Below are 19,018 nucleotides of genomic sequence, written 5' to 3' on the forward strand. Positions count from 1 at the left end.
TCTTTATCTGGATCTACTTGATGCATCTGTTTGACATGATAATGATAGGTTGCCTCTGGAATACCTACTTGGTTCAACACATCTTTTAATCGGAATCCTTCTTCTTTGAGTTCGAATGCAATCGCTGCTTGTGCTTTTCGAGGAAGGCATTCGGGTTCTCCTGAAAAGCATTTAACTTTTTTAAATAGGCAATCTCTAAACGAAGCAGTTCATTTTCACGTTCTAATAGTTGCTCACGTGAAATAGATTTTTCTTGTTTTTTCGTTGTAGCTTTCGTTTTTTTAGACATAGATGGCCTTCCTTTCGCTCGTTTCAGGCCTTCCAATCCTTCTTTTGAAAATTTACTATACCAACTAGCGATTAAATTTGGATTATTCATCTTAAAGTGAATCGCAGTTTCTTGATAAGAAGCACCTTTTCGTTTCATAAAGTTTAATACATCTAGCTTGAATTGAACAGAAAAAAACTGCTTATTTTTCTTGGCTGCCAAACCAATTCTACCAAATTCTTGATAAGCTCGTACCCATCGTCTTAACTGTGATTCTGCTAGTGGCTTATATTTCTTTGCAAGTAATCCACAACCTAATGGACCATTAAGATATTCTAGTACAACCATCAGCTTAAATTCTTCACTATATTTAGCCATAAAAAACACCCCAAAAGTTAAATTTTAACTCTAACTTTTGGGGTGCAGTACCAAAACCGCACCTTTTATTTGATTGATCACAATTTATTTGAATAGAAGGGCAATTAGTATATAATATTTCTATTAATGTATAACCAGAAAATTATAGCTGTAGGTGGTGAGAACGATCGAATTAACTAAACGCCAGGAACAAATATTAGAGATAGTTAAGGAAAATGGTCCAATTACTGGGGAGCAAATTGCTGACCAATTGAATCTAACAAGAGCTACCCTTAGACCGGATTTGGCAATATTGACCATGGCAGGTTATTTAGATGCAAGACCGCGTGTAGGTTACTTTTATACTGGTAAATCCGGTACACAGCTATTAACGGAAAATCTCCAGAAAATATATGTGAAAGATTATCAATCGATTCCTGTAGTAGTAAATGAGAATGTATCTGTCTATGATGCTATTTGTACGATGTTCCTTGAGGACGTGGGAACATTATTTGTAGTAGACCAAAATTCATTATTAGTTGGTGTTTTATCGAGAAAAGATTTGTTGCGTGCTAGTATTGGTAAACAAGAACTGACTACAATTCCTGTTCATATTATTATGACAAGAATGCCGAATATTACGATGTGTGAACGGGATGATCTTTTAATAGAGATTGCTAAAAAGTTGATTGAAAAACAAATAGATGCTTTGCCGGTAGTCAGAAAATCTGAAAAAGGCTATGAGGTTATTGGCAGGGTCACCAAAACGAACATTACTAAAGCCTTTGTTGCCCTAGGGGAAGAGGGGTTAAAATAGATAAAATAAGGGAGATGATCTGGGAGGATGAATTCGCCCATAATATATGTCGTATCAGATTCAGTAGGAGAAACAGCTGAACTGGTAACGAAAGCAGCAATTAGTCAATTTAATGGATCAGGTATGACTTTAAAAAGATTCCCGTATGTGGAAGATAAAGAACATATTGAAGAGGTTATATCACTCGTTTCCTTGGACAATGGGATGATTGCGTATACTCTTGTTAAACCTGAAATGCGTACATTCATGAAGGAACGAGCGGAAGAAGAAGGGATACCTGCTGTCGATTTGATCGGTCCAATTATGGATAAGATTCAAGAATTTACTGGAAAAACTCCATTATGTGAACCAGGTCTTGTTCGAAAATTGGATGAGGATTATTTCAAAAAAGTTGAGGCGATTGAATTTGCCGTGAAATATGATGATGGGCGTGATCCTCGGGGAATATTAAAAGCAGATATTGTATTAATCGGGGTTTCGAGAACCTCTAAAACACCATTATCCCAGTATCTTGCACATAAGCGATTAAAGGTTGCCAATGTCCCGCTTGTTCCTGAAGTAGATCCACCTGAGGAACTGTTTAAGGTACCAAAGGAAAAATGCTTCGGATTGAAAATTAGTCCAGAAAAATTAAATCATATAAGACGTGAACGCCTCATATCATTAGGCTTAAATGACCAGGCAAGTTATGCAAATATTAATCGTATAAAAGAAGAATTAGATTTTTTTGAAAAAGTCGTAAATAAAATAGGTTGTCCGGTTATTGATGTCACAAACAAAGCCGTAGAAGAAACAGCAAATGTGATTATTAATTATTTTCAAAAGAGCAGGTCTTAGCACATAATCGTTCGGTTATGTGCTTTTTCTTTCGAATGAAAGGAAAAAAATAATCAGAAAAAATTATGGCAAAATGATAATATTTATACTATAATAAAAAATTGTGATAAAAATATCTCTTTTTAGGTTTAGACTTGCAGTTGAACGAATAAACTATTTATTGTGAGATGTCAAGGTTAACCTGCAAAAAAATTCGACATAATTCCTTTTTTACCTAAATATAAATATATTTTCTTGCTATCTGACTTTATTAAGGTAACTTGCTAAAATTGTATGATTCTGCCTATTCCTAGCGAGTTTTCTTAACAAAATTATAGGTTAAAGAAGGAATATGTGGAGTGATGTAGAATTAATAAAAATGAAAAAGCCTTTCCGACAATTTTTGTCGATGCAGATTCATGTCCGGTGAAATCGGAGATTGTCGAAATTGCTTCTTTGTTTTCAGCGGCTGTTATCTTAGTAGCTTCGTACGATCATTACTTGAAAGAAGAGTATACATATGCTCGCTGGAAATATGTTGATGCAGGGAAAGAAGCTGTCGACTTGTTTATAATGAATCATGCAGGTCAAGGAGATATTGTAGTTACGCAAGATATTGGTCTTGCCTCTACGCTGCTTCCTATGGGTGTTCAAGTGTTATCTCCTAAAGGTTTTATGTTTCGAGAAGAGGAGATTCAAACTGCCTTGGATATTCGATTCTTACATGCGAAGGCAAGAAGAAGAGGAGTATTCGGTAAAGGCCCTAAACCTTTCCAAGAAAAGGATCGACAAAGATTCAAGACAGAATTAACAAGAATTTTGTCAAATTTTACAGAGATATTGTAGGTCCTTGGAGAATACCTGTATTTTTATTGGAGTTGTTTTCATGGCAGACCGTATTCCCGAAGAGAAAATTGACCAAATACGTCAGGCACTCGATATTGTCGAAGTCGTAAGCGATTATGTCGGGCTGAAAAAGCAGGGGAGAAATTACTTCGGATTATGTCCTTTCCATGGAGAGAACACCCCATCATTTTCAGTATCATCTGATAAACAAATTTTTCACTGCTTTGGCTGTGGAGCTGGTGGTAATGTCTTTTCGTTTATCATGGATATAGAAGGAATTTCATTTCAAGAAGCTGTTGTTAAACTAGCTGAACGAGCGAATATTGAACTTGAAATGAATGTCACCTCTAATCTTGGAGAGAAAAAGGCATCTAAGGAAATCCAAGCAGCTAAAGATGCTCATGAACTACTAAGGAAATTTTACCATCATTTATTGGTAAATACAAAAGAAGGCCAGCATGCATTGGAATATCTTTTGGAAAGAGGTTTTACCAAAGAATCCATTGATAAATTTCAAATTGGCTACTCTTTAAATTCATGGGACTTTGTTGTTAAATTTCTGGCCAAGAGGGATTTCTCACCAGAGTGGATGGAAAAGGCCGGACTCATCATAAAGCGAGAAAAAGATGGAACGTATTTTGACCGGTTTAGGGATCGAATTATGTTTCCCATATTTGACCGTCATGGCCAAACGATTGCTTTTTCTGGGAGATCATTAGGGGCTGATGAGCCAAAGTATTTAAATAGTCCCGAAACAGCAATCTTTAATAAAAGTAAAATTTTATATAATTTTCATCTTGCCAAACCTAATATAAAAAAATTACAACATGCTGTTTTATTTGAAGGATTTGCTGATTGTATTGCGGCCGATCGTGCTGGTGTAGAAAATGGCATAGCGACTATGGGAACCTCTTTAACAGATGAACATATTGCCATATTGCGCCAAAACGTTCATTCCATAACCATTTGCTATGATTCCGATAATGCTGGAATTGAGGCTGCGTTTCGTGCAGGAAACCTTCTAGACGATGCAGGCTTTCAAGTAAAAGTAGCGATTATGCCAGATGGGTTTGATCCAGACGAATATATTAAGACTTTTGGTCCAGAGAAATTTAGAAAAGATGTAATTGATGCAAGTTACACTTGGATGGGTTTTAAATTTCTTTACTTTCGAAGAGGAAAAAATCTTCAAAATGAAGGAGATAGACTTTCCTATATCGAACAAATTATTAAAGAAATTAGTAAGTTAACCAAAGTAGTAGAAAAGGATCATTATTTACGCCAGTTGGCAACAGAGTTTTCACTGTCACTTGATTCATTAAAACAGCAGGAAAAACAAATATACTTTACCAAAAAAAGGAAAGAAAAGAGTAACGCTACAAAAAATAGAAAGCCTCTGTATATTCAAAACCAAGCCAGTGAATTAAAACCCGCCTACTACACAGCTGAAAGGCGATTAATTGCCCACATGTTAAAAAATCGTGATACAGCCTATAAAATTCAAGAATTATTGCAAGGTAACACGTTTAATATTGATGAACATCAGGCAATAATAACTTATCTGTTAGGATATTATGAGGATCATTTAGAACCTAATGTGAGTGCATTTTTATCCTATTTACAGGATGATAATCTTAGGAAAATGGTCGCGACTATTGAAATGATGCCTATAAATGATGAGTTAAATGAGCAAGAGCTACATGATTATATCAAACAGGTGTTGAATCATAAAAAAATGTTAAAAATAAAGGAAAAAGAGTTGGAACTGAAAGAAGCCGAAAGAACGGATTTTAAAAAAGCTATTTCCATTTTAGAGGAAATTAAACAATTGCGTAATTCTTTATAGTCTTTATAAATTGTGTCTTTGATTTTTGGAAGGAGGAGACCCCCATATGGCTGCTGAAAAATCAGCCCGTTCAAATGAGGTTGAGAATGAATTAACCCTTGAACAAGTAAAAGATCAGTTAACCGAAATGGGTAAAAAAGTCGGCGTCCTTGCCTATGATGATATTGCCGAAAAAATGTCTAATTTTGATTTAGAATCTGACCAAATGGATGAATTTTACGAATTCCTAGGAGATCAAGGAATTGAATTAGTTGGCGAAAACGATGATGAGGAAGATCCAAGCCTTAAAGAATTATCAAAAGAGGACGACGATGAGTTTGATTTAAATGATCTAAGCGTTCCTCCTGGCGTGAAGATCAATGATCCGGTTCGAATGTATTTGAAGGAAATTGGCCGAGTAGACTTATTATCTGCAGAAGAAGAGATCGAATTAGCTCACCGCATTGAACAAGGCGATGAAGAAGCAAAACGTCGACTTGCTGAAGCAAACTTACGTCTTGTTGTAAGTATTGCTAAACGTTATGTAGGCCGTGGGATGCTGTTTCTTGATCTCATTCAGGAAGGTAATATGGGGCTAATTAAAGCAGTAGAAAAATTTGATTACCGAAAAGGTTTTAAATTTAGTACTTATGCCACTTGGTGGATTCGCCAAGCTATTACACGTGCGATTGCCGACCAAGCAAGAACGATTCGAATTCCGGTTCATATGGTTGAAACCATTAATAAATTGATTCGTGTACAGCGTCAATTACTTCAAGATCTCGGCCGCGAACCAACACCAGAAGAAATCGCAGAAGATATGGATTTGACTCCTGACAAGGTTAGGGAAATTTTAAAAATTGCTCAAGAACCTGTTTCACTTGAAACTCCAATTGGTGAAGAAGATGATTCTCATTTAGGAGATTTTATTGAAGACCAAGATGCCACTTCACCATCAGAACATGCTGCTTACGAATTATTAAAAGAGCAGCTAGAAGATGTTCTCGATACTCTGACTGACAGAGAAGAAAATGTTCTTCGTTTACGTTTTGGCTTAGATGATGGACGGACCCGTACTCTAGAAGAGGTAGGCAAGGTTTTTGGTGTTACCCGTGAGCGTATCCGTCAAATCGAAGCAAAGGCGCTAAGAAAGTTAAGACATCCTAGCCGCAGCAAGCGTTTAAAGGATTTCTTAGAATAATTCAGTCAAACGGTTTACTCCTTTCGGGGAGTAAACTTTTTTTATGTACAAAAAGTACTTTACGGCTTTGAGAATCTTCTAGTACAAGCGCCAAGACGTCTTCAAATTTTCACCCTACATTCAGTCAAAATTGACTCACCTTTGACTGTTCATATGCCCCTAACATGGATACTTTGGCCTTAAGATTATAAAAACAAAATGTAAGCACTTCCTTGCTAATCATTTTACTGAATTGTCTCTCATTTTGCAAATGGACTTAAGGCTATCTTCTAAAATTTTTCAAAATTTATTTTGCTTGTAAAGCAAAAAGAAAATAATATTGATCTTGGCAACAAAGTAAACCTTTAAAATTCAAACACTGCTAAGTCTTATTATAATGTTATATACGGATAATATTTTATTTTTAGAAATTTTTAAATCTTGAGAATAACAAACATTTCCTCTTATAATAGAAAAAGAAAGCGTATACAAATGTAGGTTAAGGGGAGATGGAAATGAATTTTGATTTAACTACTGAACAAGAAATGATAAAGAAGACGATTCGTCAGTTTGCTGAGGAAGTGGTTGCTCCAAGTGCCATAGAAAGAGATCGTACAAAACAATTTCCTCTTGAAATTTTCCAGAAATTAGCCGGATTAGGCATGATGGGGCTTCCATTCCCGGAGGAATATGGAGGCGGTGGAGCTGATACCGTTAGTTTTGCCATAGTTGTGGAGGAGCTTAGTAGGGTTTGCGGTTCAACAGGAATCACATATTCTGCCCATATATCTTTAGGGGGAGCTCCCATATATTTATTTGGGACAGAAGAGCAAAAACAAAAATATTTAACTCCAATATGTACAGGCGAAACATTCGGGGCCTTTGGGTTAACTGAACCAAATGCTGGTTCAGATGCTGGCGGAACTATGACGACCGCTAAAGAAGAAAATGGGGAATTTATTATCAATGGAAATAAATGCTTTATTACCAATGCCAGCTATGCCAAACATTTAGCACTTACAGCTGTAACGAATGAAAAAGGTGGAAAGAAGGAAATTAGTGCTATTATTGTTCCTACAGATGCACTTGGGTTTACGATTATCGACAATTATGAAAAAATGGGATTAAATTCTTCTAATACTACCGAACTTGTGTTAGAAGATGTAAGAGTCCCAGTGGAAAATCTTTTAGGTAAGCGAGGGGAAGGTTTTAAACAATTTTTAATTACTTTAGACGGAGGACGTATAGGGATTGGAGCTATGGCTGTAGGGATCGCTCAAGGAGCATTTGAGAAAGCACTCGCCTATGCAAAAGAAAGAAAGCAATTTGGCAAGTCTATTTCTTCCTTCCAAGCGATCCAATTTAAGCTTGCCGATATGGCGATGAAAATTGAGTTAGCTAGAAATATGGTCTATAAGGCTGCATGGTTAAAGGATCAAGGAAGGCCATTCACTAAGGAGGCTGCGATGTGTAAATTATATGCATCGGAAATTTGTATGGAGGTTACTAACCAAGCGGTACAAATTCATGGAGGTTATGGCTATATGAAGGAGTACCATGTTGAAAGAATGATGCGGGATGCAAAACTCCTTGAAATTGGTGAAGGTACTTCTGAGGTTCAAAGAATGGTGATTTCAAGATTAATTGGCTGTAAATAATAATAATGGAAAATATAAGGAGGCTGAATAGGAAATTCGGCTTCCTTTAATTTATCTTAGAATTATTATGTCATTTTATAAAGATTATAGTGACAAAATAAGTTTAGGGCTTTTCCTTCTGTACATTTTAAAGTAAAATAATAGTTGTTTGTATTGGATTATTTTTATAACAGAGGGTTATACATAAGGGAGGTTGTATCATGAAACGTAATCCGGTTATTCCTTACATCTTGATCATGGTTTTTGGAATTGGACTCATGTTTTTGTTGTCATTCAAAGGCCTTGGTGATTCGGAAGAGCTAGCCAAAGAACAAGAGGGTGGAGGAAAAGAGAAAACAGAAGTGGCTGCATCCAAGCCAGAAGATATTTATAAGCAATCTTGTGTTGGATGTCATGGTGATCAATACCAAGGAGCAGTTGGTCCTCCATTAAAGGGTGTGGGTGACAAATACTCTAAAGAAGAAATTATGGAAATTGTCACAAAAGGTAAAGGCACAATGCCTTCAGGCCTAGTTCAGCAAGACCAGGCTGCAGCCATGGCTGATTGGTTAATGAAGCTTAAATAATAAATTGTTAAATTAGGTCCTTTGCATATGTAAGGGACCTTTTTTATAAGATAAGAAAAGATTTTTCCATTTTAATTATGGTCTAGTACAAGCGCCCTACCGGTGAGGCGCCTTTAATCTCCTCCCTTTAATCCATCAACATCAAATCGCCTCGGGCTCTTCGAAATTCCTTAAACTTAGTTGGAGACTTCAGGCTATACTCCCTTGATAGGTGCTTGTGCATTTATTAATACTTGTTAGGAATACATAATGTTTATTAGAGAGTGGTGTGTTACTTGAATTCAAATAAATTATCAGTCCGCCTGAAAACTGTAGCTAAATATGTTCCAAATGGGGCAAGAATTGCAGATATCGGCTCGGATCATGCTTACTTACCTTGTTATTTAGCAAAACATCAAAAGATTGAATCTGCTATTGCTGGAGAAGTGGTAGAAGGTCCATACCAGTCAGCAGTACGAAATGTAAAGGCCGAAGGATTAACAGAAATGATTGAAGTTCGAATGGGTGACGGTCTGGAAGTTATACATCCGGGGGAAGTGGATTGTATAACGATTGCCGGTATGGGTGGTACTTTGATAGCAAACATTTTAGAAGATGGAAAGGAAAAACTAAGCACTGTTAATCGCTTAATTCTTCAGCCAAATATTAGTGCGATTTCCATTCGGAAATGGTTATTGGAAAATGGATGGGAACTTATTAATGAAGAAATTATTGAGGAAGACGGAAAAATTTATGAAATTTTGGTTGCTGAAAAAGGAGATCCAAAAAGACCTTACGATAATACAATTGATATACAATTATTAATGGGTCCTTTTCTTCTTAAAAAGCAAGACGAGGTTTTTAAGAAAAAATGGTTGCTTGAACTGAAAAATTGGCAGCGCATTAATAAACAGCTTGAACAAGCGGCACAAAAACCCGAAACCATTCCAAAAAGACGGGAACTGGAATATAAAATCAAACTGGTTAAGGAGGGATTGCACCTTGAAGAAACCGAACGGTCATGAAATCATTCAACTTTTTGAAAAGTTTTCGCCGAAAAGCTTAGCGATGGAGGGCGATAAAATTGGTCTACAAATCGGTCGTTTAAACCAGAAAGTTAAACGTGTCATGATTGCACTAGATGTTCTGGAAAATGTGATTGATGAGGCAATAGAAAAAGACGTCCAGCTGATCATTGCTCACCACCCACCTATTTTTCGTCCATTAAAAAACATTATTACCGATACAGTACAGGGAAGAATGATTGAGAAATTGATTAAGCATGATATTGCCGTTTATGCTGCTCATACGAATCTTGATGTAGCAAAAGGTGGGGTCAATGACTTGCTGGCAGATGCCTTAGGCTTAAAAGAAGTGGAAGTATTGGTTCCAACATTTGAGACAGGACTCAAGAAGTTAGTGGTATTTGTTCCTGAGACTCATGCAGACGAGCTCCGCCGTGTTCTTGGGGATGTTGGTGCTGGTTATATTGGGAATTACAGTCATTGTTCATTTTCTACTAGTGGGACAGGTCGATTTATGCCAGGTGAAAATACAAATCCTTATATTGGAAGTGCTGGAAAAATAGAAGCAGTGGATGAAGTTCGAATTGAAACAATTGTCCCAGATAAGCTTCTAAAGAAAGTCATTTCGGCAATGATTAAAGCACACCCTTATGAAGAAGTTGCTTATGATGTTTACCCTCTCGAAAACAAAGGGGAGGTATTGGGGCTTGGTAGAGTTGGAAAAATTGATGAAATGACTCTTGGTGAATTTGCTGAAAAGGTAAAAACAGCTCTTGATGTAAACCATGTTCGGGTAGTAGGCGATTTGAATACGAAAGTAACTAAAGTAGCAGTATTAGGTGGAGACGGTAATAAATATTGGCAGCATGCGAAATTTAAAGGTGCGGATGTATATATAACGGGGGATATTTATTATCACACTGCTCATGATGCAATGATGGAAGGATTAAATATGATAGACCCAGGACATAATGTTGAAAAAATCATGAAAAAGGGATTAACAAACATACTACTTAAACTTTGTGACGAAGCCGGTTACGAAGTAGAGATTTTCCCTTCAGAAATTAATACTGATCCATTTCAATTTAAGTAAAAAACCGGTCAACTGACCGGTTTTTTGATATAAGAAATAATTTTTTATTTTCGGCCTTATACCTTTGTTGTAGTGTCTTCCAACAAGGATATAGGAAACATGGTATCCGAAGGCAAATCGATGTTAACTTATCGTAGGGCGGTTAGCGAAGGTGTCTTGCCGATAGGGTGCTTGCCTTTACTTAATTCGTTTTTACCTTTGGTAAAATTTTATTTAATGGGACCTTTTTTCTACGCTCCCAAGTAGCTTTATTATTCGGATCGAATTGCTCAAGGAAGGTGATGACTTCCTTTGTTATTGGTGTTGGTGTGGAAGCACCAGCAGTGACAGCAACTGTTTTTGCATCTTTTATCCAATCAATTTCTAATTCAGTAATATCAGCAATTCGGTAAGCCTTTGTTCCTGCTATTTCCTCAGAAACTTGAGCAAGCCGATTTGAATTATTACTCTTCGGATCACCTACAACAATTGTCACATCTGCTTCCTTTGCCTGTGTTGCAACGGCTTCTTGTCGAATTTGTGTTGCATGGCAAATTTCATTATGGACCTCAACATGGGGGTATTTTTCTTGTACCTTTTTCATTGTCTCAGCAACATCCCATTGGCTCATGGTAGTTTGGTTTGTGACAATCAGTTTATCATAGTTTAGTTCCAAGGCTTCTACATCTTCTGGTGTTTCTACAAGATGGACCATTCCAGGGGCAACACCAAGTGCACCTTCAGGTTCCGGATGTCCTTTTTTACCGATATAAATGGTATGAAACCCTTCCTTTGCTTTCTCATGAATAAGTTCATGTGTTCTTGTTACATCAGGACAAGTTGCATCAATTGTAACAAGCCCCTTCTTTTTTGCCAGCTCTCTTACTTCAGGTGAAATTCCGTGGGCAGTAAAAATGACAGTACCTTTGTCTACTTTTTTTAAAATATCTAAGCGGTTCTTTCCATCTAATGTGATAATCCCTTCTTCGGCAAATGCGTCAGTTACATGTTTGTTATGCACGATCATTCCCAAAATATAAATGGGACGAGGTAATGATTTATCTAAAGCCGCATTTCTAGCAATGACCATGGCATCAACGACACCATAACAATAGCCACGCGGTGAAATCTTGATAACTTTCATATAAAAAAATCCTCCTAGGAATGGCTGTTTACTAGATTATATGTTTATTATATATAATGAATAGGAATTATACAAAGAGTCCATTTTCCAAAGTTAATTCCATAAAAAAATGCCGTTTATTACGGCATTCTGGATCAAACATATAATTTTGGGACTGAAGTTCCTTTTGGAACTGTGTATTGGGGACGTGTGTTTGAGTTAGAGGCACTTTTCTTTTTTTTCTTTTTATCTGATAACTCAAAAGAAGTGGATTCATCCTTTATTGGTTCCGTTTTTTCAGTATTAGTAGTTTCATTTGTATCGGCATTTTTTAATCCTCGATAGAGTTTCCATAATGCCGGGAGATTTTTTACAAGTGGACCATATTGCTGTATCATTGGTCCAAGGGTTTGAGCTGTTTTTAATACTTGTTGTGTATTATTTAAGAAATTATTAAGTCCACCTGGTGATGTCAATGATTGAAGTAGGCCACCAGTTCTTTGTGCGCCACCTGCACCAGGCATTCCCATAAATCCGCTACCCATGGAGTTTTTCCTGCCAAAAAGACTGGCTAACAATCCGCCACCACCCATTTGCTGTCTTCCCAACATGCCGCCAAAGGGGGTAGCCCGTGGACCCATCATCGGTCTTCTTACGCCAATAAATCCTGGCCCCATCATTGATCTTCCATTAGCAAACGTATTGGCGCCAAACCGCATCATAGGGCTTCTTCCTGTAAATGCACCTGGCCCCATCCCTCTATGCATGGGAAACATGGATCTTTGCTGCATACGTATCCTCCTCTCCGAATATTGCCTACGGGCAGAAATGTGATTTCCACTTATGTTTAAGTAAGGAAGTCGCCCGAGAAGTCCAAAGTTTCATTGATAACCTCTTGGTTTAAAATATGCAATATACCTAATTTGGTTTAGGTAATCGACATATGACTAGATAATTTTCTGTGTTTCAAAAGCGGATATATTGTAGAAGATGATAATAACTGGAGATTTATTAAGAACTTTACTATAATAACTTGATGGAATAAAAAGTAGATATCTGTATAAATGAAATAATCCTATCATTAATAAGAATTTTTTAAGGAGAATTGAAATGAAAGTCATGAATAAATTTGAACGGTTTCATTTTCAGCCATTCATTATGGAGGCGTTAAATAGTTTAGGTTTTTATGAACCAACAGAAGTTCAAGAACGTATGATTCCATTGATCATGAAAGGAGAAAGTGCGATTGGTCAATCCCAGACGGGAACTGGTAAAACATTTGCTTATGTTCTGCCTATATTAGAAAAAATAAATCCGGATAAAAAAGAAGTTCAGGCTGTTATTACAGCCCCAACAAGGGAACTAGCCTCTCAAATTTATGACCAAATCTTAAGGGTTACAGATCATTGCCAACCGGAACAATCCATTATGACCAGATTGTTTGTAGGGGGAACGGACAAGCAGAGGACGATAGAGAAATTAAAGGTACAACCGCATATTGTTGTTGGGACTCCTGGTCGAATTAATGATTTAGTGAATGAACGGGCTTTGTTTGTACATACCTCTAATATTTTGGTTGTTGATGAAGCAGATATGATGCTTGATATGGGATTTATCGAAGATGTGGACAGGGTTGCTGCAAAAATGCCGGAAAACCTACAAATGTTCGTATTTTCAGCAACGATACCAGAAAAACTTAAACCATTTTTAAAAAAATATATGGAAAATCCAAAAACAATTCATATTGATCCGAAAAGAAAGTCCCAAGCGAATTTGGAGCATTATCTGCTGCCATCAAGACATCGCGATAAAAAGGAACTTGTCTATGATGCTCTTCTTGCCTACAACCCTTATTTGGCCATTGTATTTGTGAATACGAAAAAAATGGCAGAAGAAGTGGCCCAGTTCTTATATGAAAAGGGCTTAAAAGTAGGGCGTGTCCATGGCGATTTAACTCCAAGAGAAAGAAAAAAAATGATGAAGCAAATCCGAGTTTTGGAGTACCAATATATCGTAGCAACCGACCTTGCTTCTAGGGGAATTGACATAGAAGGGATTAGCCATGTCATTAACTATGAGTTACCTTCCGATTTGGATTTTTATATTCACAGAGTTGGCAGAACGGCAAGGGCAGGTAATGCTGGGGTTGCATTAACCATTTATGATTTATCAGATGAGGATGCATTGAACCGCTTGGAAAAAATGGGAATTCGGTTTAATAATGTTGATTTGAAGAATGGAGAGTTTATTGAGATTGATCATCGAAATCGCCGTAAAACTCGCGTAAAGCCAGAGGATGAGACAGATCAGTTGGTAAGAGCTGTGATAAAAAAACCGAAAAAAGTAAAACCGGGTTATAAAAAGAAAATGCAGTATGAAATAGAGAAAATGAAAAAACGGCAGCGAAGATTAAAAAAGAAGAAATAATAATGTAGATGGGAGAGAATATGATGCTGAAAATTGGTTCACACGTATCTATGAGCGGTAAAGAAATGCTCTTGGCTGCGAGTAAAGAAGCTGTTTCATACGGGGCAAACACATTTATGATTTATACAGGTGCTCCCCAAAATACAAGAAGAAAAAAAATAGAAGATCTTAATATTGAAGCAGGAAGAAAACATATGGTGGAGCATGGAATCTCAGAAATTGTTGTACATGCTCCATATATTATCAATATTGGTAATACTTCAAATCCCGATACCTTTGAGTTAGGCGTTCGCTTCCTTCGTTCAGAAATTGAACGTACTGAAGCAATAGGGGCAAAACAAATTGTCCTTCATCCGGGAGCTCATGTTGGTGCTGGAGAAGAGGCAGGGATAAAGAAGATTATTGAAGGATTAAATGAAGTGTTAACCGGTCAAGAACAAGTACAAATTGCTCTAGAAACGATGGCGGGAAAAGGTTCAGAATGTGGCAAGTCTTTTGAAGAACTAGCGAAGATTATTGATGGTGTTAAATATAATGATAAACTTTCAATATGTTTTGACACATGCCATACCCATGATGCTGGTTACAATATTGTTGAAGACTTTGATGGTGTATTAAATGAATTCGATAAAATTATTGGTATTGATCGGTTAAAGGTACTCCATATAAATGATAGTAAAAACGCAGTGGGGACACGAAAAGACCGTCATGAAAATATTGGCTTTGGTCATATTGGATTTAAAGCTTTAAATTATATTGTCCATCATCCACAATTAACAGACATTCCGAAAATATTAGAAACCCCGTTTGTCGGTGATGATAAAAAAAATAAAAAGGCTCCTTATAAACATGAAATTGCTATGCTTCGGAGCCAGCAGTTTGATGAAGAATTACTTGATAAGATTATGAAATCATAAGAGCCGTAAAAAGCTGTGCAGAATTTGCACAGCTTTTATACGGTTATTTTTTTATTAATTCTAAGAATAGTTTATTTACTTCTCGTGCTGTTTCCGGTCCAGCAGTTTTCGCAATTTCTTTAATTAATTGGGTACGTTCCCTGTCATTAAAAATATTGATATTTTTTCCTTTTAAATAGGCAGCTATTTTTTTCGCCTGCTGTGGGGTCACTGAAATATGAAACTGTTCTGCGTATTTTAACAATTCCTCAGCAGTGATATTGTTTATCTTATGATTAATGATACTTTCAAAAATTCTCACTCGAACCACTCCTCCTTGCTAATGTATGAAGATGAGGCTGGTTGGTGACAAATATGCCTAACGTAATTAAAAAATTACTTCCTTTACATTCTTATACAGCTATTGTATACTACTAAAGTTAAATCGTAATGATTCTTAAAATTAAAAGGTGAAAGATTAAATGGAATCCATTATTGAAATAAAAAATGTATATTACCAATATGAAAAGGATTATGTTCTTGAAAACATCAGTTTATCTATTCCAAAGGGAGCATTTTTAGCGATCGTTGGCCCCAATGGCTCTGGGAAGTCCACTTTACTTAAATTAATTTTGGGTTTGCTAAAAGTGCAAACAGGAAAAATCTATTTGTTTGGTCAGGAACAAAGTAAATTTAAAGATTGGCAGAAAATTGGCTATGTATCCCAAAAAGCGAATTCGTTTAATACCGGCTTTCCAGCCACTGTGTTTGAAGTTGTTGCTAGTGGATTAACCAAGAAAATGGGGATATTCAAGGTTTTTAAAAAGGAACATTCTGCTCAGGTGCTTGCAGCCTTAGAGGCGGTTGGAATGAGAGATTTTATTAATCGAAATATAGGGGAGCTATCTGGAGGACAGCAGCAAAGAGTTTTTATCGCACGTGCGCTTGTAAGTGAACCAGAGCTTTTGATCCTAGATGAACCGACTGTTGGTGTAGATGTGGAAAATGTAAATAATTTTTATCAAATGTTGGCGCATTTAAATAAGAATAAAGGCATCACATTGTTAATGGTGACACATGACATTGGAACTGTCTCCGATAAAGTTTCACATGTAGCTTGTCTTAATAAACATTTACATTTTCATGGAGATACGAATCAATTTGAGCAAATGAGAATGGAAGAGATGTCCAAGGTATATGGTCATGATGTACATTTACTTACCCATCATCATGAACACGGAGGCGCTAGACAATGATCCAGGGTATTTTCCAGTATGAATTTTTGCAAAATGCCTTTTTGACAGGAATTATGATAGGTTTTTTAGCCCCATTATTAGGTGTTTTCATTGTGGTAAGGAGATTATCACTAATAGCAGATGCTTTAAGTCATGTGACATTAGCTGGTATAGCGGCTAGCCTCCTTATGGAAAAATATTTTACAGCGATGACAGGCATAAATCCACTCTATTTAGGAATGGTTTTTTCTGTTGGTGGTTCGCTTTTTATAGAAAAGTTAAGAAGTGTATACAGCCATTATCAAGAATTAGCCATTCCAATTATTCTTTCCGGGGGAATTGGCCTTGGCGTCATTTTTATTTCGCTAGCCAATGGATTCAATACAGATTTGTTTAGCTATTTATTTGGGAGCGTCTCAGCTGTAAGCCGAACAGATTTAATGGTCATTTTAGCTATTAGCATTGCAGTAGTTACAGCGGTCCTTTTATTATATAAGGAATTGTTTTTATTGTCTTTTGATGAAGAATATGCAAAAGCCTCGGGGATAGCTGCTAAAAGTATTCATTTTGTATTTATCATAATGGTTGCACTTGTGATTGCAGCCTCGATGAGGGTCGTTGGCATCCTTTTGGTGTCTTCTCTTATGACTCTGCCGGTTGCAGCTAGTATTCGTATTGCAAAAGGCTTTAAACAAACCATTTTTTTCTCTATTTTATTTGGAGAGATATCTGTTTTAGGAGGATTATTTACAGCATATCACTTAGATTTAGCCCCGGGAGGAACGATCGTCATCCTTTCAATTCTTATCCTTTTAATTGTAATTTTTTATAAAAAAATAAATGTTAATATATATAAGGCAGGGGGTGTGTGATGTGAATGTAAATGAGGCCCTTCAATGCTTAAAGGAAAATGGTTTTAAGCTCACAGGAAAAAGAGAAGACATGCTTCAATTATTCGCAAATTGTGACAAATATTTAACGGCAAAGGATGTACTAGATCAATTAAAGGATCAGTATCCTGGTTTAAGCTTTGATACCATTTATCGAAATCTATCCTTATTTGCTAAGATGGGAATTTTAGAGATGACAGAATTATCCGGTGAAAAGCACTTTCGCTTTACGTGCTCACGCCACCATCACCACCACCATTTTATATGTTTAGACTGCGGGAAATCAAAAGAAATTGATACGTGCCCGATGGATGGATTAAGTGAAAACTTAAAAGGATATGATATTTCAGGTCATAAATTTGAAATTTATGGTCGCTGTCCAGATTGTATTCAATAAAAAACCAGCTTCTATGAGCTGGTTTTTTGTTTTATCACATTACTAATGGTTTCGTTTCATACATTTGTTTCTGTTGTCTAAGCCATTGATCTACCCAAAATTGCGCTTCATTCCAATTATTTACACGGATAACCCCTTTTGGAATGGGGTCTTGGTTATAAGGAGTATTAAATAAAATAACAGGAATATTGCATTCTTCATGAATGATAACGGCATTATCATGTTTATCCTCAAAAAATAGATCGATCCCATATTTTTTAACTGCTTCCACTTTATCATGGGAACCAATTAATTCAATATGATGAAAAGTTAGTCCTTGGTCTATGAACCATTTTTTGGTAACTTCCAATAAATGCGGTCCACGGGCGCTGATGAAATATAATTCATGCTGCTGCTCTTCCCATTTATTCAAAACTGATTTTACTCCTTTGGCAGGAGGAGAACCTTCGTAAATGATAGGTTCATTTTGAGCAAACCATTTTGCAAATTCTTCCTTAGGAACATTTACGAAAGGGGTTAGATCATATTCAATTATATCTTCGTAGGCAAGGTTTATGTTAAAAGCTTTATTAATAAAGGGTAATAACGATGTTGGACAAGTTACAGTCCCATCAATATCGATGCCAAATCTTTTTTTCATCCTTCTGTTCACCTTCAAATGCTTCTTTGTCTTATTTTATTTTACCAAACATTTTCCTCGATAAAGAAGAAAAATTTTTCGTGTTATGAAATAACTAACTATTTAAGTCAAACATTAGAATAGTAAAAGTGCGTGAACAGTTCACAATAATAAATGCTCCTATCATTGAAAGTGAGGGATTTGGATGGTAGTTGAACAAGAAACGAAAGGGAAAGAAGCACTTCAAAGTTCAAATATAGGATCAAATATCCCTAATTCTCCATCGGAATTTAGGGAGGAGACAGCTTCTGAAATTGCTTCACCTATAACGAACCAATCCTCCAACTATAAGGAAGAAACCGCTTCGGAATTCGATTCCAATCGTCCAAAGGTGGTTTCTCTGGACAAAGAGGACCGAGAAACGAAGAAGAAAGCATCTGTTTCGAATCGTTCTAGAGAAAATGACAGAGAAGAAACTGCTGCTGAAATTGCAGCTCCCGTACCATTTATTAGGGATCGTGAAAGAGTAGATACTGATGGTGAAACGAGGGCGATGGGAGGAACAGGTTTAGGAACAATCGCCTTAGCCCTTTCTATATTATCATTATTTGTTATGCCAATCCTATTTGGTGTAGCAGGGGTTATATTAGGTTTTGTTGCAAGACGCAGAGGAGCTGAAGGTCTTGGTGCTTGGGCTATTGGAATAGGAGCCGTATCGATTATTGTAGGTATCTTTATTCTTCCGTTTTTTTAACATAGGAGCAAAAAAAAACCCGGTCATGTACCGGGTTTCTTTAACGTGCGCCCGGCATGGGTGTAATCTATAGGGTGAAAGTCCCGAGCTGCGAAGGCAGAAGTAGCAGTTAGCTTAACGCAAGGGTGTCCGTGGTGACGCGGAATCTGAAGGAAGCGAGCGGCAAACTTCCGGTCTGAGGAACACGAACTTCATATGAGGCTAGGTATCACTGGGTGAGTTTGCATGACAAAACAAAGCCCTTTCTGCCGAAGGTGATACAGAGTAA

At 36.7% G+C, this 19,018-nt stretch carries 20 protein-coding genes; 15 read left to right on the top strand and 5 right to left on the bottom strand.

Going from position 1 to position 19,018, the window contains the following annotated elements; genetic code table 11:
- Positions 1-85 precede the first annotated feature (85 nt).
- Positions 86-646, bottom strand: a complete 561-nt coding sequence (locus GZA11_RS13965) for a helix-turn-helix domain-containing protein (protein WP_163184224.1) — start codon at positions 644-646, stop codon at positions 86-88.
- Between the two features lie 154 nt (positions 647-800).
- On the opposite strand from GZA11_RS13965, the gene GZA11_RS13970 reads away from it, so the two are divergent.
- From GZA11_RS13970 to GZA11_RS14010, 9 genes are all read left to right on the top strand, one after another.
- Positions 801-1,442: a helix-turn-helix transcriptional regulator gene (locus GZA11_RS13970; protein WP_038536218.1), complete on the top strand. Its 642-nt coding sequence runs from the start codon at positions 801-803 to the stop codon at positions 1,440-1,442.
- 27 nt (positions 1,443-1,469) lie between these two features.
- The gene (locus GZA11_RS13975; protein ID WP_038536216.1) at positions 1,470-2,279 is read left to right on the top strand and encodes a pyruvate, water dikinase regulatory protein; all 810 of its coding nucleotides are present in this window, start codon (positions 1,470-1,472) and stop codon (positions 2,277-2,279) included.
- A 378-nt stretch (positions 2,280-2,657) separates the two neighbouring features.
- Entirely contained in the window at positions 2,658-3,104 is a 447-nt protein-coding gene (locus GZA11_RS13980) for a YaiI/YqxD family protein (protein WP_268926774.1), read from the top strand.
- 40 nt (positions 3,105-3,144) lie between these two features.
- Entirely contained in the window at positions 3,145-4,950 is a 1,806-nt protein-coding gene (gene dnaG, locus GZA11_RS13985) for a DNA primase (RefSeq protein ID WP_163184225.1), read from the top strand.
- A gap of 46 nt (positions 4,951-4,996) precedes the next feature.
- Entirely contained in the window at positions 4,997-6,130 is a 1,134-nt protein-coding gene (rpoD, locus tag GZA11_RS13990; protein ID WP_163184226.1) for an RNA polymerase sigma factor RpoD, read from the top strand.
- Positions 6,131-6,624: 494 nt separating this feature from the next.
- The gene (locus tag GZA11_RS13995; RefSeq protein WP_038536207.1) at positions 6,625-7,767 is read left to right on the top strand and encodes an acyl-CoA dehydrogenase; all 1,143 of its coding nucleotides are present in this window, start codon (positions 6,625-6,627) and stop codon (positions 7,765-7,767) included.
- Positions 7,768-7,967: 200 nt separating this feature from the next.
- Complete coding sequence (cccA, locus tag GZA11_RS14000) at positions 7,968-8,333, top strand: cytochrome c550 (protein ID WP_038536206.1); 366 nt, start codon at positions 7,968-7,970, stop codon at positions 8,331-8,333.
- A gap of 275 nt (positions 8,334-8,608) precedes the next feature.
- On the top strand, positions 8,609-9,337 hold the full coding sequence (locus tag GZA11_RS14005) for a tRNA (adenine(22)-N(1))-methyltransferase (protein WP_163184227.1): 729 nt from the start codon (positions 8,609-8,611) through the stop codon (positions 9,335-9,337).
- Complete coding sequence (locus GZA11_RS14010) at positions 9,315-10,430, top strand: Nif3-like dinuclear metal center hexameric protein (RefSeq protein ID WP_163184228.1); 1,116 nt, start codon at positions 9,315-9,317, stop codon at positions 10,428-10,430. The genes GZA11_RS14005 and GZA11_RS14010 overlap by 23 nt, the downstream gene beginning before the upstream one ends.
- Positions 10,431-10,611: 181 nt before the next feature.
- Here GZA11_RS14010 and GZA11_RS14015 read toward each other — a convergent pair whose 3' ends face one another.
- Together GZA11_RS14015 and GZA11_RS14020 are read right to left on the bottom strand one after the other, a co-directional pair.
- Positions 10,612-11,553: a 4-hydroxy-3-methylbut-2-enyl diphosphate reductase gene (locus GZA11_RS14015; protein WP_038536197.1), complete on the bottom strand. Its 942-nt coding sequence runs from the start codon at positions 11,551-11,553 to the stop codon at positions 10,612-10,614.
- A gap of 134 nt (positions 11,554-11,687) precedes the next feature.
- Positions 11,688-12,323 carry a YqfQ family protein gene (locus tag GZA11_RS14020; protein ID WP_231315176.1) on the bottom strand — a complete coding sequence of 212 codons (636 nt, stop codon included), beginning with the start codon at positions 12,321-12,323 and terminating at the stop codon, positions 11,688-11,690.
- A gap of 319 nt (positions 12,324-12,642) precedes the next feature.
- Here GZA11_RS14020 and GZA11_RS14025 point away from each other — a divergent pair, with 319 nt between their 5' ends.
- Positions 12,643-13,959, top strand: a complete 1,317-nt coding sequence (locus tag GZA11_RS14025) for a DEAD/DEAH box helicase (protein ID WP_163184229.1) — start codon at positions 12,643-12,645, stop codon at positions 13,957-13,959.
- A 23-nt stretch (positions 13,960-13,982) separates the two neighbouring features.
- Positions 13,983-14,876: a deoxyribonuclease IV gene (locus GZA11_RS14030; RefSeq protein ID WP_038536194.1), complete on the top strand. Its 894-nt coding sequence runs from the start codon at positions 13,983-13,985 to the stop codon at positions 14,874-14,876.
- Positions 14,877-14,919: 43 nt separating this feature from the next.
- On the opposite strand, the gene GZA11_RS14035 is transcribed toward GZA11_RS14030, so the two are convergent.
- Positions 14,920-15,177, bottom strand: a complete 258-nt coding sequence (locus GZA11_RS14035; RefSeq protein WP_038536192.1) for a DUF2624 domain-containing protein — start codon at positions 15,175-15,177, stop codon at positions 14,920-14,922.
- Positions 15,178-15,337: 160 nt separating this feature from the next.
- Between GZA11_RS14035 and GZA11_RS14040 the strand changes: the two genes are divergently transcribed.
- The 3 genes from GZA11_RS14040 to GZA11_RS14050 are packed head-to-tail and all read left to right on the top strand — an operon-like array spanning position 15,338 to position 17,377.
- Positions 15,338-16,111, top strand: a complete 774-nt coding sequence (locus tag GZA11_RS14040; RefSeq protein WP_038536189.1) for a metal ABC transporter ATP-binding protein — start codon at positions 15,338-15,340, stop codon at positions 16,109-16,111.
- Positions 16,108-16,962 (top strand): metal ABC transporter permease, encoded by an 855-nt coding sequence (locus tag GZA11_RS14045; protein WP_038536187.1) that lies wholly within the window; start codon positions 16,108-16,110, stop codon positions 16,960-16,962. Before GZA11_RS14040 ends, GZA11_RS14045 begins: the two co-directional genes overlap by 4 nt.
- Before the next feature lies 1 nt (position 16,963).
- Positions 16,964-17,377 (top strand): Fur family transcriptional regulator, encoded by a 414-nt coding sequence (locus GZA11_RS14050; protein WP_038536183.1) that lies wholly within the window; start codon positions 16,964-16,966, stop codon positions 17,375-17,377.
- A gap of 34 nt (positions 17,378-17,411) precedes the next feature.
- On the opposite strand, the gene GZA11_RS14055 is transcribed toward GZA11_RS14050, so the two are convergent.
- Positions 17,412-18,017 (bottom strand): 5' nucleotidase, NT5C type, encoded by a 606-nt coding sequence (locus GZA11_RS14055; RefSeq protein WP_038536180.1) that lies wholly within the window; start codon positions 18,015-18,017, stop codon positions 17,412-17,414.
- A gap of 370 nt (positions 18,018-18,387) precedes the next feature.
- Here GZA11_RS14055 and GZA11_RS14060 point away from each other — a divergent pair, with 370 nt between their 5' ends.
- A complete protein-coding gene (locus GZA11_RS14060) occupies positions 18,388-18,750 on the top strand; it encodes a DUF4190 domain-containing protein (protein WP_038541793.1) in 363 nt (120 codons plus the stop codon).
- Positions 18,751-19,018: the final 268 nt, after the last annotated feature.

This window comes from Neobacillus sedimentimangrovi (genome assembly GCF_010614825.1).
In the GTDB taxonomy this organism is placed as follows: Bacteria; Bacillota; Bacilli; order Bacillales; family Cytobacillaceae; genus Neobacillus; species Neobacillus thermocopriae.